The sequence below is a fragment of the Pararhodospirillum oryzae genome, assembly GCF_007992075.1.
Lineage (GTDB): Bacteria > Pseudomonadota > Alphaproteobacteria > Rhodospirillales > Rhodospirillaceae > Pararhodospirillum > Pararhodospirillum oryzae.
Map to the genome: position 1 here is coordinate 1 of NZ_BJZO01000085.1, position 16016 is coordinate 16016.

11 protein-coding genes are annotated in these 16016 nt (G+C 68.1%); 5 read left to right on the forward strand and 6 right to left on the reverse strand.

The window, feature by feature from the left end:
• The first annotated feature begins 283 nt into the window (after positions 1-283).
• The 3 genes from lptG to ROR02_RS13375 are packed head-to-tail and all read left to right on the forward strand — an operon-like array spanning position 284 to position 3609.
• A complete protein-coding gene (lptG, locus tag ROR02_RS13365) occupies positions 284-1399 on the forward strand; it encodes an LPS export ABC transporter permease LptG (RefSeq protein WP_147164543.1) in 1116 nt (371 codons plus the stop codon).
• Positions 1396-2811, forward strand: coding sequence for a glycosyltransferase family 39 protein (locus tag ROR02_RS13370; protein ID WP_147164544.1), 1416 nt, complete (start codon positions 1396-1398; stop codon positions 2809-2811). The genes lptG and ROR02_RS13370 overlap by 4 nt, the downstream gene beginning before the upstream one ends.
• Positions 2812-2868: 57 nt before the next feature.
• Positions 2869-3609, forward strand: coding sequence for a phosphatase PAP2 family protein (locus ROR02_RS13375; RefSeq protein WP_147164545.1), 741 nt, complete (start codon positions 2869-2871; stop codon positions 3607-3609).
• A gap of 52 nt (positions 3610-3661) precedes the next feature.
• Here ROR02_RS13375 and ROR02_RS13380 read toward each other — a convergent pair whose 3' ends face one another.
• From ROR02_RS13380 to ROR02_RS13400, 5 genes are all read right to left on the reverse strand, one after another.
• Positions 3662-4669, reverse strand: coding sequence for an NAD-dependent epimerase (locus ROR02_RS13380; protein WP_147164546.1), 1008 nt, complete (start codon positions 4667-4669; stop codon positions 3662-3664).
• 207 nt (positions 4670-4876) lie between these two features.
• On the reverse strand, positions 4877-6814 hold the full coding sequence (acs, locus tag ROR02_RS13385) for an acetate--CoA ligase (protein WP_147164547.1): 1938 nt from the start codon (positions 6812-6814) through the stop codon (positions 4877-4879).
• Positions 6815-6981: 167 nt separating this feature from the next.
• Positions 6982-7389: an EVE domain-containing protein gene (locus ROR02_RS13390; RefSeq protein WP_147164548.1), complete on the reverse strand. Its 408-nt coding sequence runs from the start codon at positions 7387-7389 to the stop codon at positions 6982-6984.
• A gap of 147 nt (positions 7390-7536) precedes the next feature.
• Positions 7537-7830 carry a YciI family protein gene (locus ROR02_RS13395; RefSeq protein WP_147164549.1) on the reverse strand — a complete coding sequence of 98 codons (294 nt, stop codon included), beginning with the start codon at positions 7828-7830 and terminating at the stop codon, positions 7537-7539.
• Between the two features lie 88 nt (positions 7831-7918).
• On the reverse strand, positions 7919-10258 hold the full coding sequence (locus ROR02_RS13400; protein ID WP_170245117.1) for an ATP-binding protein: 2340 nt from the start codon (positions 10256-10258) through the stop codon (positions 7919-7921).
• A 284-nt stretch (positions 10259-10542) separates the two neighbouring features.
• On the opposite strand from ROR02_RS13400, the gene ROR02_RS13405 reads away from it, so the two are divergent.
• Both ROR02_RS13405 and ROR02_RS13410 read left to right on the forward strand, forming a co-directional pair.
• Positions 10543-13617, forward strand: coding sequence for a hybrid sensor histidine kinase/response regulator (locus tag ROR02_RS13405; RefSeq protein ID WP_147164551.1), 3075 nt, complete (start codon positions 10543-10545; stop codon positions 13615-13617).
• Between the two features lie 225 nt (positions 13618-13842).
• Positions 13843-15291: a hypothetical protein gene (locus tag ROR02_RS13410; protein ID WP_246135544.1), complete on the forward strand. Its 1449-nt coding sequence runs from the start codon at positions 13843-13845 to the stop codon at positions 15289-15291.
• Positions 15292-15407: 116 nt separating this feature from the next.
• Here the strand turns inward: ROR02_RS13410 and ROR02_RS13415 are convergent, their stop codons facing one another.
• Positions 15408-15647, reverse strand: a complete 240-nt coding sequence (locus tag ROR02_RS13415) for a hypothetical protein (RefSeq protein WP_147164553.1) — start codon at positions 15645-15647, stop codon at positions 15408-15410.
• Positions 15648-16016 lie beyond the last annotated feature (369 nt).

Here is a 16016-nt window from a genome sequence, read left to right on the forward strand (position 1 = left end):
CCATAGTGTGGTCGTGGTTGAGAAACGCCACATTCGGGAGGGCCGTCCACATGGCGATTGCCCTGGTCCCCCCCGCCGCGACTTGCTCCCGGGGGGCGGGACGGTGTACACGATCGGGGGTTTCCAAGGGTGCCGGCCGATCCATGCCGGCACCCTTGGAAACCCGCCCCGCGAGCAGGGGATCCAGAAGGGAGCCCCCCAGCGCTCCGGTGCCCTCGGGACGCCGGAGGACCCCCCAGGGCGTGGAACGACGCGCCGCCCGGCAAACGGATCAACGGCACCGATGCGCTTCCTGCCTTTCCCGATCGCGTTCACCCTCACCGCCTACGTGGCCCGGACCTACCTCAAGGCCCTGCTGGGCACCGTCCTGGTGGTTTCGGCCCTCTTGCTTCTGTTCGATGTCATCGAGCTGTCGCGCCGGGCCGGGTCGCGCACGGTTGAAATCGACGATGTCTTGATGATGGCCCTGCACCGCCTGCCCATGGGCGTGCACACCGCCTTGCCCTTCATGTTCATGGGGGGCGCCGTCATCGTGTTCTGGCGGCTCGCGCGCGGCAGCGAGCTGGTGGTCATCCGCGCCGCCGGGCTGTCGGTGTGGCAGTTCCTCACCCCGATCCTCGGGGTGGTGCTGGGCCTTGGACTTTTGAACGTCGTGGCCCTCAACCCCCTGGCCGCGACCTTGTACGCCGGGTACGAGCGCATGGACGCCTCGATGGACGCGGGCGTCGATGTCCCCGTTTCCTTCAACGACGGCGGCTTGTGGCTGCGCGAGACCCACCCCGACGGGCAGGTTGTCTTGCATGCCCGGGGCGTGCGCCAGATCGAGCACGCGCTGACCCTGGACGGAGTCACCGTCTTCCAGTTCGGCGCCGACGGACGCTTCCGCCAGCGTCTGGACGCCGAGAAAGGCGGCCTGGGCGACGATACCTTGATCCTGAGCCACGTGGTCATCGCCCAGCCGGGCGAACCCCTGGCCCGGGAAGACAGCCTGTCGATTCCCTCCAACCTGACCTTGCCACGGATTCGCGACAGCTTTTCCGACCCGGAAACCGTTTCGTTCTGGGATCTTCCTGATTTCATCGCCTTTTTCGAGGCCGCCGGGTTCTCGGCCCACGCCCACCGCCTGCATTTCCAGGCCCTGCTGGCCTCGCCGCTGCTTCTGGTCGCCATGGTGCTGATGGGCGCCGTGTTCTCGCTCAAGCCCAGCCAGCGCTCGGTGAACTGGATGCTGCGGATCGTCGGCGCCCTGGCCGCCGGCTTCTCCGTGTTCTTCTTTTCGAAGGTCACCTATACCCTGGGCCTTTCGGAAACCCTGCCCATCGCGCTGGCCGCCTGGGCTCCCGCGCTCATGACCTTGTTCATCGCGCTCGCGATGCTGTTCCACCTGGAGGACGGATGAGCGCCCCCGCCTCGCGCGCCTGGGGGTGGGGGGCCGTTGCCCTGACCGGACTCCTGGTGGCCGCGCGCCTCGCGCTGATGGCGCACGCTTCCGCCGACCTGTCCCCCACCGAGGCCGCGCTGTGGCGCGCCGCCCCCTCCCCCTTCGCGCCCGGAGCCGACGTGCCCCCCCTGGCCGCCCAGCTCGCGGCCCTGGCCCGGCTGGTTTCCCCGGATCCGGCCCATGCCTTGCGCGGCCTGGCCCTGCTGGCCCAGGTCATTGCCGCCGCCGGGATCTGGGCCCTGGCGCGCCGGCTCTACGACGGCCGTGTTGCGCTGGGGGCGTGCGCTGTTTTTCTCACCGTTCCGGCCGTGACCCTGACCGGCGCGCTTTCCGGCCCGCTCGCGCTGGGGGGCGTGGCCTGGGTCTGCGCCTTGCACGCCGTGCTCAACGCCCTGCGCACCGGCCTGGCCGGGTGGTGGCTGGCGGTGGGCCTGATCAGCGGGCTTGGCTTCCTGTGCAGCCCGTCGATGGCCCTGTTCGTGCCCTCCTTGATTTTCTACGCCCTGCTGTCGCCCGAGACCCGGGGGCTGGGCCGGCGCCCGGCGCCATGGCTGGCCCTGGGGATCGCGCTTGTCCTTGCCGTGCCCGGGCTCCCCGGCGCCGTGCCGTTCCCCCCCTTTCCCGCGCCCGGTCTGGCCGGGGCGGGCGCGACCTTGGCGTTGGGGGCCCTTTTGCTGGGACCGCTGCTGGCGTTTGTCCTGGCCTGGGCCGGCAGCCATCCCGGCGGCGCGAGCCGGAGTGTCGAGCCCGGCGACCCCAGGGGCCGCCAGGGCTTCCGCACCCGTTTTCTTGTCGCCTTCAGCCTGCCTGGCCTGGCCTTGCCTCCGCTTGCCGCCCTTGCCGGCATCCCCGTAGCCCCGGGCGACGGGGCGGCCCTCGCCGCCGTCACCGCCTCGATCCTGGGGACCGCGTGGCTCGCGCGTCCGGCCTGGGCCCGGGCCGTGCTGGCTGCCAGCCTTGGCCTGCACCTTGCGGCCACCGCCCTGATCTGGCGCGCCGACACCGTGTCGCGCCCCCTGGGGCTTGCCTTGCCCCGGGCCCTGGATCCCTGGGGACCCGGGCGGGGCCTCGCCCAGACCCTCCCCTGGGGCCAGACGCTGATCGCGCGCTATCCCGCCTTGGGCTTCGCGTTCGACGACCCCGCGCTGGGCCACGGGCTGGAAGCCCAGTGGCGCCTGGCCTCCCCGGTTGCCGTGCCGGACCCGGAAAGCCCGCCGCCGCCGGGTACCGTGTGGATCACCCGCGCGGACGACGCCGCCGCCCGGGCCCGGTGCCCCGCGTGCCGGCCCGCCGGCTTCCTGTACCTGGAAACCGGGCCGGGCCGCTGGCTCAGACTCCACGCGTTCCTTTCCCCCAGCCCTTCCTCCTAGCCTTTTCCCCTCGTCTTTCCCCTGGCGCGCCGTGCGCGCCGTTTTCCAGGATTTCCGATGCGTCCCGTGTTCCGGCCCGAGTGTTCTTCCCGCCCCTGGTCCTGGCTCGCGCGCGCCCTTGGCCCCCACTCCTGGCCCCGACGCCATCCCTGGCGCCTGCTGGCCGGGGTGCTGTTCGTGCTCGCGGCCGTGCCGGGGATCGATCTGGGTCTGGCCGCCCTGTTCTTCGATCCCGGGCGGGGGGGCTTCGTGCCCTCGGGGGATCCGCTCGCCCGCTTTGTCATCAAGGGCGTGCCCTTGCTGGTCTACGGGACCTTGCTCTACATGGCCCTGGTGCTGGTGGCCGGGCGGGTGCTGGCCCTGGAAGGCACGGGGCGCCTGGCCCGGCCGCTCGCCTATCTGGTGACCAGCCTGCTCGTCGGGCCGGGAGTGCTGGTCAACCTGGTGTTCAAGGAGCACTGGGGCCGGGCCCGCCCGCGCGACCTGATCGCCTTTGGCGGCGACGCGGTGTTTACCCCCGTGCTGCTGGCCAGCAATCACTGCGACTCGAACTGTTCGTTTCCCTCGGGTCACGCGGCCCTGGGCTTTTGGACCACGGCGCTGGCCTTGCTGGTTTCCGGGCCCTGGCGCCCCTGGGCCGTGGCCGGCGCGCTTGTGTTCGGTGCCCTGGTCGGGCTGTCGCGCATGAGCGTGGGCGCGCACTTCTTTTCCGACACCCTGGTGTCGGGCGTGCTGGTGGTCAGCCTGAACGTGGTTTTGTACCGCTGGATGATCGAGGGCCGCCGCCCCGGGCGGTAAGGGACCGGCGTGAAGGCCGAACAGGAATGGCGGCCCTCGGGGACGCGTTTCCTTAAACGTTGTAGTACGAGCGGTACCACTCCACGAAGCGGCGCACCCCTTCCTCGACCGGGGTTTCGGGCTGGTAGCCGGTGTCGGCGTGCAGATCCGAGACATCGGCCCAGGTGCCGGGCACGTCGCCCAGTTGCATGGGCAGCATGATCTTGCGCGCGGTCATGCCCAGGGCTTCCTCCACCAGGTCGATGTAGCGCAGCAAGGTCACCGGCCGGCTGTTGCCGATGTTGTACACCCGAAACGGCGCCACCGGGCTGGTGGCCGGATCGGGCAGCGGCGCCAGCGAGGTCACGGGCAAAGGCGGCGTGTCGAGAACGTGCAGGATTCCGGAAACGATGTCATCGATATAGGTGAAATCGCGCACCATGTCGCCGTGATTGAACACCTTGATCGGCTCGCCCTTCAAGATGGCCTGGGTGAACAGGAACAAGGCCATGTCGGGCCGCCCCCAAGGCCCGTACACGGTGAAGAACCGCAGGCCGGTGGAGGGCAGCTTGAACATGTGGGCATAGGAGTGGGCCATCATCTCGTTGGCCCGCTTGGTCGCGGCATAGAAGGTCAGGGGATGGTCGGCCGGGTGATGCTCGCTGAACGGCTGCTCGCGGTTGGCCCCGTACACCGAGCTGGTGGACGCGAACACCAGATGCTCCACCCCGACCGAACGGCAGCCCTCCAGCACGGTGAACGTGCCGATCAGATTGGAATCCACGTAGGCGCGGGGGTTTTCGAGGCTGTAGCGCACCCCGGCCTGGGCGGCCAGGTGCACGACCCGGCGCGGCCGGTAGACCTCGAAAACGCGCGCGACCTCCTCGAAGTCGGCCAGGTCAATGCGCTCCTCGCGAAAGCCGGGAAAAGCGGTCAGGCGCGCGAGACGGGCGGTTTTCAGGCGCACATCGTAATAGGGGGTCAGGCAGTCGATCCCCACGACCTGATGACCGGCCTCCAGCAGGCGCAAGGCGACATGGTTACCGATGAAACCAGCGGTGCCGGTGACGAGAACGGTCATGACGGACGGTCCATTCATGGGAGAGGGAGAACAACGCGGCCCGGGCAAGAGCGACGAAAGGAAGCGACGAAAGGATACGCTCCGGATGCTCCCGTGCCGTCTGGGACCATGCGCGAAAACGGCACAAAAAAAAAGAGGCGGGGAAAATCCCCGCCTCCCCGACCCTGAAAAGACGACCCCGTCTCCCGGGGCCGGCCGGCGCAAGCCCTACGACTTGCGATTGGCGATCAGATCGTCGACCACGCTGGGGTCGGCCAGGGTCGAGGTATCGCCCAGCGAGCCCACTTCGTTTTCGGCGATCTTGCGCAAGATGCGGCGCATGATCTTGCCCGAGCGGGTCTTGGGCAGGCCCGGGGCCCACTGGATGACATCCGGGCTGGCGATGGGACCGATTTCCTTGCGCACCCAGCCGACCAGTTCCTTGCGCAGGTCCTCGCTTTCGCGCTCGCCGGCCACCAAGGTGACATAGGCATAGATGCCCTGGCCCTTGATGTCGTGCGGGTAGCCCACCACCGCCGCTTCGGCGACCTTGGGATGCGCGACCAGGGCCGATTCGATTTCGGCCGTGCCCATGCGGTGCCCGGACACATTGATCACGTCGTCCACGCGCCCGGTGATCCAGTAGTAGCCATCCTCGTCGCGGCGGCAGCCGTCACCGGTGAAGTAATAGCCCTTGTAGGTGGTGAAATAGGTCTGCACGAAGCGTTCGTGGTCGCCGTACACGGTGCGCGCCTGCCCGGGCCACGAGGTGGCGAGGCACAAGTTGCCCTCGGTGGCGCCGGCCAGCTCGGTGCCTTCGCCATCCACCAGCACCGGCAGCACGCCAAAGAACGGCCGCGTCGCCGAGCCGGGCTTGAGCGCGGTGGCTCCGGGCAGCGGGGTGATCAGGATGCCGCCGGTCTCGGTCTGCCACCAGGTGTCCACGATCGGGCAGCGCTCCTCGCCGACCACGCGGTGATACCACAGCCACGCCTCGGGATTGATCGGCTCGCCCACCGATCCCAGGATGCGCAAGGACGAGCGGTCGCACGACGTCACCGGCTCCTCGCCCTCGCGCATCAAGGCGCGGATCGCGGTCGGCGCGGTGTAGAAAATGTTGACCTTGTGCTTTTCAACCACCTGCCAGAAGCGCGACGCCGAGGGATAGCTGGGGATGCCCTCGAACATCAAGGTAATGGCGCCGTTGGCCAGCGGCCCGTACACAATGTAGCTGTGGCCCGTCACCCAACCCACATCGGCCGTGCACCAGTACACTTCGCCGTCGCGATAATCGAACACGTATTGATGGGTCATCGCGGCATAGACAAGGTAGCCGCCCGAGGTATGCAGCACGCCCTTGGGCTTGCCGGTCGATCCCGAGGTATACAAAATGAACAGGGGATCCTCGGCGCTCACTTCCTCGGGCGTGCACTCGGCCGGCTGCGAGGCGGTGATGTCCTCGTACCAGACATCGCGGCCTTCGGTCATGGCCACGTCCCCGCCGGTGCGCTTGACCACCACCACCGAACGCACGGTCGGGCAGTCGGCCAGGGCCTTGTCGACGTTGGCCTTCAAGGGCACGCGACGCCCGCCGCGCAGGCCCTCGTCGGCGGTGATGACCACCGAGCATTCGGAATCCTGGATGCGGTTCGCGAGGCTGTCGGGCGAGAACCCGCCGAACACGATCGAGTGAATGGCGCCAATGCGCGCGCACGCCAGCATGGCCACGGCCGCCTCGGGGATCATCGGCATGTAGATGCACACCCGGTCGCCCTTGGCCACGCCCAGGGCGCGCAGGGCGTTGCCCAGGCGGCCGACCCTTTCATGGAGGTCTCGGTAGGTGATGGCGGCGGATTCGGCCGGGTCGTCGCCTTCCCAAAGGATGGCCGTCTGGTCGCCCCGGGTGGCCAGGTGACGGTCCAGGCAGTTGGCGGCAACATTCAAGGTGCCGTCGGGAAACCAGCGGATATGAACGTCGTGCGGATCGAAGGAAACATCCTTGACCGTGGTAAACGGCTTGATCCAGTCGATCCGCTTGCCATGCTCGCCCCAGAACGCCTCGGGATCGTCGATGGAGGCCTTGTACATTTCCTGATAGCGCGCGTCGTCCACCAGCGCGCTTTTGGCCACGGCCTCGGGCACCGGAAAAATCTCGATCTCAGACATGCAACTCTCCCAACGTGTTCACGGTTTTTAAAAATGGCCCGTCGGTTCCGACAGGCGGGAAACGAAGGCGTGACTGTGGCGGGGCCCGCCGGGAAAGACAACCCTTCCCACGGGCCGGAATACCGCGAGGCGCATCCTCCCCGAGCGCCCCGGGCACCGCCGGCTCCTCAGGCTCCTCCCAAGCTCAGGATCAAGGCCCAGGCCTCGGCATCCACCGGCTGCACCGACAACCGCGCCTGACGCACCAGGGCCAGGTGGGCCAGGCGCGGGTCGGCCTTGATGGTGGCCAGCGAAACCGGGGTGGGCAGGGGATAAAGGGCTTTCACGTCGACCAGGCCATGCCGGCCGGTCGCGTCGGTGGGATCGGGCCGAAAGGCCCCCACGATCTCCACCACCCCCCGGATGCGCTTTTCGCTGACCGAGTGATAGAAGAAGGCCAGGTCTCCCACCGCCATGGCGCGCAGGTTGGCCTGGGCCTGGGCGTTGCGCACACCGTCCCAGGGCTCGGTGCCCCGGGCCACCTGATCGGCCCACGACCACGTTCCCGGTTCCGATTTCAACAGCCAGTAGGCCATGGATCCCCCCTGGTTCAAAAGACGACGCGCCGCCCCTTGTCCCTCTCCCGCAAACGGATATGCATATTACGGTTCGGGAATACGATAAAACAAGAGTTCAATCCCGCGTCGCTGCCTTTCCGGGGGCGTCGGCGCGGAATGTGACACTCAGATCCTGGCGTGAGGGCCCAGCAGCAGGCGGTAGGGGGAAATGGTGACGCTTTCGAACAGCCCGGCCTTCGTGTAGGGGTCGCCGGCGGAAAAGGCCTCGACCTCGGCGCGGTCGGCCACGTCGAACACCATCAGGCTGCCAATCATGGATTCGCCGCTGGCATCGAGCAACGGCCCCCCGAACAGCATCTTGGGTTCCCATTCCCGGGCATACGTCAGATGGGCGGGCCGGTTCGCCTGACGCACGGCGCCGTGATCAGGCTTGTCCAGACAATACAAGGCGAACAGCATGGAGGATTCCCTTCAGGTGTGGGGCCTTTGGGCGTGGGCCATGAAACCGGGCTACAATAGCACCCCCGGCGGCGGCGACAACCGGGGATTACTCCGGCGCGAAGCGTTCGGCCAGGGCCTCCAGGCTTTGGGTCAGGAGGTCGGGGAGCCCCTGGACCAGATCACGCGCGGCGGCCAGGTCGCCGGCGCGGCCCGCCTGATCCAAGGCGGCGGCCAGGTCCTTGAGACGGGTGCAGCCCAGGTTCGCCGCGACCCCCTTGAGGCCATGCGCCTCGGCCGCCACCTTGGCCCCATCGCCCTGGCTCACGACCTCGACCAGACGCCGGACACGCGTGGGCGCGGCCTGGCGAAAGGCTTCCACCAGGGAAAGCACCACCTCGGGGCCCAGGTCCCCGGCCATTTCCTCCAGGCGCGGGCCGTCAAGGAGGGGGGACGCCTGGGGGACCGCGGGTCCGGGGCCGGGTCCGGGCGTCATGCCGGGCGTCGCCTCCTCCGGGGCCGGGGTCCCGGGCTGGCCGGCGGCGGAGGGCCCGGCCGGCTCCAGCACCGCGACCAGGGCCTGGTACAAGGCGTCGCGACGCACGGGCTTGGTGACGAAGGCGTTCATGCCGGCGGCCAGGCAGCGGGCCCGGTCTTCTTCATAGGCGCTGGCGGTGACCGCGATCACCGGCACCCGCGCCGAGGGGCCGACGCCTTCGCGCAACGCCCGCGTGGCGTCGGGACCATCGAGCCCCGGCATGTGCATGTCCATCAAGATCACGTCGTAGCGGGTCGCGGCGGCGCGTTCGAGGGCCTCCTGGCCATCGCTCGCATGATCCACCCGGATCCCGTGCGGAACCAGGAAGCCTTCCAGCACGCTTCGGTTAATGTCGTTGTCCTCGGCGACCAGGACATGAAGGGGCGCGCCATCGGGCCGGCGCGGCACGGACAAGGTGCCCCCGGGAGCGGAGGCAATCCCGGCCGGAGTGGACATGCCCACCTCGGGAAGACGGACCGATACCGTGAAAACCGAACCCCGGCCGGGCACGCTCGCGGCCTGAATGGTCCCGTTCATCATCTCGGCCAGACGGCGGCAGATCGACAACCCCAGTCCCGAGCCCCCGAACTGCCGGCTGATCGACGGATCGGCCTGGGAAAAACGGTGGAACAGGCGCGGCAAGGCCTCGGGCGCGATGCCTATCCCCGTGTCTTGCACCCGAAACACGATGGTGTCGGCGCCCGTCCCGCGCCCGGCCCACACCGAAACCGTGCCCTTCGCGGTGAATTTCAGGGCGTTGCCCACCAGGTTCAGCAAGATCTGACGCAAGCGGGCGCCATCGCCCTCGACCACCGCCGGCAGATCCGGCGCCAGGGTCACGCCCAGCGCCACCCCCTTGCGGACGGCCTCGGGGCGGAAGGGGTCAAGGGTCCGGGTCAGCAGGGGAGCCAGGGCCAGGGGCTGCACGTCCAAGGTCAGGCGCCCCGCTTCCAGGCGCGAGAAATCAAGGGCATCGTTCAGCAAGGTGAGCAGGGATTCGGCCGAGTCCCGGATGGCCTGCAAGCGCCCGGCCTCGGCCGCCCCCAGGTTCCCTTCCAGGAGCTGGTCGGTCAGCCCCAGGATGCCGTTCATGGGGGTGCGGATTTCATGGCTCATCATGGCCAGGAACTCCGATTTGGCGGCGTTGGCCCGCTCGGCGACGTCGCGGGCCTCGGCAAGGTCGTGGGCCGAGCGGCGCAACCGGATTTCGGCTTCACGCAACGTTTCTTCCTGAACGCGCCGTTCGGTGACATCCAGGCCGTGGACCAGCACGGCCGGGGCGGCGGTCGCCGGATCGCGCAGGCGCCGCGCGCCGATTTCATGCCACGCCACCCCATGCAGCGTGTTGACCGCCATCACCCGGGGCGCGGCCTCGCCCTCGCGCAAGGCCGTTTCCAACAGATCCTCGACCGCGCGACGCTCGACGAAGCGATCCATCAGCCGTCCCTCGGGCATGGTGCCTTGATCCAGGGCCCCGTAGCACAGGTCGGCCGCCAGGTTTTGCGACACCATGGTTCCGTCGGCCAGCAGCAAGACCACGGTCACCGGAATTTCGCGCAAGGTTTCGATGGCCCGCTGGGCGGCGTCGTGGGATTCCCCCGGCTCGCCCCGCCCTCCGACGGGATCGACCTCGACCAGCATGGCCGGGCGACCGTCCCACGCCAGGCCGGAGCAGCGGCAGCGCACGGCGATGGGCTCGTCATGAGGATACAAGGTCCAGTCTTCGCAGACTGCATTGCCTTTTGCAAAAATAGCCGCGTATTGCTCCAGACGCTGGCGGGCCCCGGGCGACGTCGGGGCCATGTCGCGTTGGCGCAATCCTTCCACGGAATCGGCCTTCCACAGCGCGAGCGCCGCGCCGTTGGCCCACGCAATCCGCCGGGACGCCAGGTCGAAAATCCAGACTGGCACGGATAATGCGTTGAGAATGGCTGTGTAATTGGAACAAGAGCCGTCGTTCATGTCCTGCCGCCCCAAGACGCCGCCTCGTTGTCTTCCATAAGGCCCGAGGCCCGTCCGGAAAGCAAGGCGCCAACATCCGCGTTATTGCACGCTTTTTGCATGAGGGGGCGCGACGAAAACCACGGACAGGGGTGGCCAGGGCGGTATGCACGACTGCCCTGGATGAGGGTGTTTCCACGTCACAGTCGCGAGAATCGCCCCCGACCTTCCAACGTGAACCAGGGCTCGAAACGATGACCGACGACAAGGCCGCCAGCACTGCCTCCGCCGCTCGCGCCTCCTCGGGTTCCCCTTCTTCTGCCTCCACGGTGTCGGTTTTTTCGTGGCTCTGGCGCAGTTATTTGCGCGTCGCGCTCATTCCCCTTATTTTCATCGAGCTGGTTTTCCTGGGAATTTACGTCGTTTCGCACGAAGTCGGCACGTCCCGCACCCTCGCCCACTACAAGCAGGCCGTGACCAGCGAAGTCTCGACCCTGGCCCACCACGAGGCCGGCCGGCTGAGCCAACGCCTGGCGACCATCACCACCTTGACCCGCCTGTTCGCGGCCCAGGCCGGGCCCGTGCTCGTCCGGGGCTGCCCCCCCAACCCGGCCGAACGCGCCCGCCTTGCCTTCAGCCCGCAAGGCGCGCTTTACACCACCACGCCCGGCCCCCACGACAATGCCCTGTTTTATTCCGGCGCTGTTCCCATTCACGAGGAACAAATTGACAAGGCGGTGTGCGCAAGTGCCCTGACGCCTTTAATGCAGGACATCCGCGCTTCCGACCCCATGGTTGATCAGATTTACATCAACACCTGGGATTCCATGAACCTTATTCATCCCTCGATTGATGTCCTGAAGCATTTTTCCCCCGGCATGGCTATTCCAGAGTACAATTTTTATTACGAGGCTGACCGTGCCCATAACCCGTCGCGCGCGGTGGTGTGGACCGACGTTTATCTGGATCCCGCCGGCCGGGGCTGGATGGCCTCGGCGGTTGCGCCGGTTTACGATGGCGAACGCCTGGAGGCGGTGGCCGGAGTCGACATCACCGTGGGCACCTTCATCGAGCGGGTTTTAGACACTCCCTTGCCGTTCGGCGCCTACGGCCTTCTCCTTGACCGCAACGGTGCCTTGCTGGCCATGCCCGAACGGGGCGTATCCGACTGGCAGGTCCGCCCCTTGCGCGAAGCGTCGTATGAAGGCGCGGTGGAAGCCGATACCTTCCGCGATCCCGCCTACAATCTGTTCACCCGCAACGACCCGCCGGCCCTGGTCGAGGCCCTGCGCCGTGAGACCCAGGGCACGATGACCCTGGACCTCAACGGCCATCCGCGTCTGCTGGCCTGGTCGCGGGTCGAGGGCAACGGATGGACCTATGTCCTGGTCGCGGACCAGGACGCCGTGTTCCAGGAAATGGTCGGCCTCGACCGGACCTTTACCCGGGTGGGCTACCTGATGGCGGCCGGGCTTGTGTTGTTTTACCTTCTGTTCCTGGGCTTTTTGTACACACGCACGCGGTCCATGGCCCATGACCTCTCCGGCCCCCTGGCCGCGCTCAACGGCACGATCCGGCGCATCGCGCAGGGACTGTACTACCAGGACATCCCCCCCCTTCCCTTGCGCGAGCTGCGGGAAACCGGCGCCGAGGTCGTGGCCATGGGCCAGCGCCTGGGCCGCGCCAATGAAGAGCTGATCACCAACCGCGAGGAACTGGTGGTGGCCCGCGACGCGGCGCGGGCGGCCGCGCGGGCCAAGGCCGAGTTCCTGGCCACCGTCAGCCACGAAATCCGAACCCCCCTCAATGCCGTCATCGGCATGACCGGCCTTTTGCTGGATGGCGCCTTGAAGCCCGAGGAAGCCGAGTACGCCCGCGCCATCCAGCGCTCGGGCGAGCACCTGCTGGCCCTGGTCAACGATATTCTCGACGTCAGCCGCCTGGAATCCGGGCGCCTGGTCTTGCAAGACCAGCCCTTCGAGCTGGACAGCGAGGCGCGCTCGGTGATCAGCCTGTGCGGCGTGGCCGCCAGCGCCAAGGGGCTGCCCTTGTCGCTGAGCGTGGATCCCGCCTTGCCGTCCCGCTACAGCGGCGACGCCGCCCGCCTGCGCCAGATCCTCTCCAACCTGGTGGGCAACGCCATCAAGTTCACCGACCGGGGCGAGGTGCGGGTGCGCCTGGAGCCCGGCCCCGACACCGGCGGCTGTCCCTGGCTGCGCTGCTCGGTGATCGATACCGGCATTGGCATTCCCGCCGAGCGCCTGGGCGACCTGTTCGTGCCCTTCCAGCAGCTTGACGGCTCGACCACCCGGCGCCACGGGGGCACCGGCCTGGGCCTTGCGATCTCGCGTCGCCTGGCCCGCCTGATGGGCGGCGACATCACGGTGGAAAGCGCGCCCGGGGTGGGCAGTACCTTCACGCTCATGGTGCCGCTGCGGCCGCTGGGCGACACCTCGGCCCCACGGAGCCCGCTTCCCGCCCCCTCCGTGCCCTCCGGCGGCGATCCCCCGCAGAACCGGACCTTGCGCGTGCTGATCGCCGAGGACATCCCCGAAAACCAGATCCTGGCCCAGGCGGTGGTTGAGCGTCAGGGGCATTCGGCGGTGCTGGTTCCCAACGGACGCGAGGCGGTGGACCGCCTGATCGCCGACGGCCCCTTCGACCTTGTCTTGATGGACATCCAGATGCCGGTCATGGATGGGCTGGAAGCGACCCGCACCATCCGCGCCCTGCCGGCCAGCGTGCGCTTCCCCGACGACCGCCCGGTGGCCCAGGTTCCGATCGTGGCCCTCACCGCCGACGCCCTGCCCGGCGACCGCGAGCGGTTCTTGAACGCCGGGCTGGACGACCATCTCGCCAAGCCCTTGAACGCCCGCCGGCTGCGTGCCCTGCTCGCCGACGTCGCGGCCGGCCGCCCGTTGCGGGCCGCTCCCCCTCCCGTCGAGACAACGCCGCCCACGCTGGAAAGCCCGGGCCGGCTGGAACCCGTGGACCCGGGCGCCCTCGCCCAGTTGCGGGCCGCGCTGGGGGTGGAGTTCGTCCCCTACCTGCGCGCGGCCGAGGAAACCTTGCGTCAGCGCGCCACCGCCCTGACGCCAACCCTCGACCGGGGCGCCTTCACCGAGGTGAGCGAGCTGGTTCACGGCCTGAGGGGGACACTGGCCGCCCTGGGCATGGTGGAAAGTGACCAGTTGTGCGGACGCCTGCGCATCGACCTGGAAGGCGGGGCCGGGATGGCCATCCGGGGCGAAATCGCGCGCCTGGTGCGCATCATCCAGGCCGCCGCCGACGATCTCGCGACCTTGATTGCCCGCGAACCCCGGCTGTGACCCCTTTGCGCCCGCCCCGGGGCCGCAAGGAGCTTTCCTCAACCCCGGCCATGAGCTATGCAGAAGGGGAAGAAAGGGGCTCCGACCCCATCCGGGCGTTTTCCCCGCCCCTGGCAGGCAAGGAGCAATAACGGGCGCGGCCTCCGCCCCGACCCGTCCTTCGAACCGGCGGCGCCGTCCTCGGGCGGTACCGCGAGCGTAACAGGCGAGCAATCAGGAATGGGCATGGCAGGCAAGTCAGCCAAGGCGGACAATGCCGCACGGACCAGCAGCACGCGCGCAAGTGCCGCCAGCGCCCGCGCGCGCTCGTCGGGAGGGGGGTTCGGGCACTGGCTGGCCTCCAAGCTGCGCAGCGCCGCCGAATACCTGGCCCCGGCCCCCGACGTGGTGGCTCCCGCGCCCGGCCCCCGCCGCACCACGCCGCTCGAAGTGTCGGCCCCGCACACCGCCTTGGACGAAATGCTCAAGGCCTACCTCACCGACCGGGGCGACTCGGCGGTGTCGAAGATCCATATCATCAGCCTGGACGAGATGAAGCAGGCCTTTGGCGACGACTGGGAACGGTTGTCGAACAAGGCCATGATGATCACCGAAAGCATCATCCGCAAAAACCTGACGGGAAGTGATTACTACTTCCGTCAGTCGGATGATTCGTATCTGCTTTTGCTGTCGGGTCTGGGGGTGCACGAGGCCGCCGTCAAGGTCCAGGCCATCGCCACCTTGATCCGTCGCCGCCTGCTGGGCGAAAAAGCCGAGAACATGCACAGCTTCGGGGTCAAGGCGGCCGTCGTCACCTTGTCCGAGCTGCTGGAACAAGGCACCATCCCCAGCCTTGAGAACATCACCAACATTCTTGACGAGCGCCTGCCCGAGGAAATCGGGGTGCGCACCTTCCGCCGGCGCGGCGATGGCGGCGGGCTGACCCCGCAGGCCCGGGTTTACGAAAGCCTGGACGTGCGCTATCGCCCGGTGTGGAACCCGGCCAGCCAGATCGTGTTCGCCTATCAGATCCAGCCCTACCGCACCACCGACTACGGGGTGTTCGCCGGGCAATGGACGCTCAACGGCGGCTATCTGGACCCGCTGGGCATCGAGGTGGACAAGAAGGTCATCGAGGAGGCCTTGCGCGTCCTGCGAGCCTCCCACGACGACCGCGACGCGCCCGTGACCCTGATCCCCCTGCATTTCAAGTCGTTCACCGGCCAGGCCCGCAACGAGATGTTCTCCATCATCTCCAAGCTGCTCTCGCAGGCCCGCCAGGAACTGGTGGCGTTCGAGCTGGTGGGGCTGCTCGACAGCCTGCCGGTCAACCGCCTGCCCCAGATCGTGGCCGCCTTGTCGAGGCTGTCGCGGTTCGTCGCGGTGCGCGCGGTTCCCGATCAGTTCGACCACATCAAGGGCAGCTTGAACGGGGTGCGGCTGCTGGGGCTGGACCTGAACGACATCAGCCGGCACGGCGCCGACGCGGCCAGCCGGGGCCGCGCGATGCTGGATTTCGCGCGCTTCGCCCGCGACCAGGGCATCGCCAGCTACATCTGGGACATGCGCACCATCGATGAGGTTCGCAGCGCCCTTGATCTTGGCTTCGCCAACCTCAGCGGCGTTGCCGTCTCCACCGAGCTGACCGAGCCGCGTGGTCTCTATGAACTGAGCGTTCAGCGCGTGATCCGCTAACCCGGAACAAAACACCCCCCCTCAAGAAACGGCGGGGCTCCCGGAATCGTGGGAACCGCTTTTCGGATCAGTCGAACGTAAAACCAGAACGCCAGGGTACCGTGCCCGGATCCGGTTCAACGCATGGCGCCCTCTTTGTGAGAAGCGGCGATCAGGCCCAGTGCCCGGTCGCTCTGGTTGGGGAACAGATCCGACGGCACCGCCGCCCGCCCCAGCTTCGCAACGACCATGTGGCGGGCGCATTTATCGTTTTCACCGGTGCAGTAGCGGTGCTTCATCTGATCGGCCATCACCGGCATGCCGGCCATCTTGTCGTTGAAGAACGCGCACCCGGGAATGCATTCGCACTGCGTCATCGTTGCCTCCAGCACAAGCGAAGAGACTTCCCTGGTTCGAGCCGGGGCCCGGCCAGACGCGCGAGCCCCGGAAACGAAGTCAGGGCGGGGGCCTCCTGGTCCTCGCGCTCCCCGCGTCCGACCAAAAGTATACATTCCTTCGCCTTGCCTTTCAACCACCCCTCCAGGAGGCCCTGGGAAAGGCCTGGGAAAGGTCGTGGGAGCGGCCGGGCCGCCAGGCATCCGGGAAGCCCCTCCCTCCCCGGAAGCCGCTCCCGGCCGGCGAAGGGCGTCTGATCAAGGGGCGGGGCTTTTCTCCCGGGCCACGAAGGCCATGCGGGCCCTCACGGCACGCGCGACCTTGGGCGCGGTTTCGAGACCTGATACCAA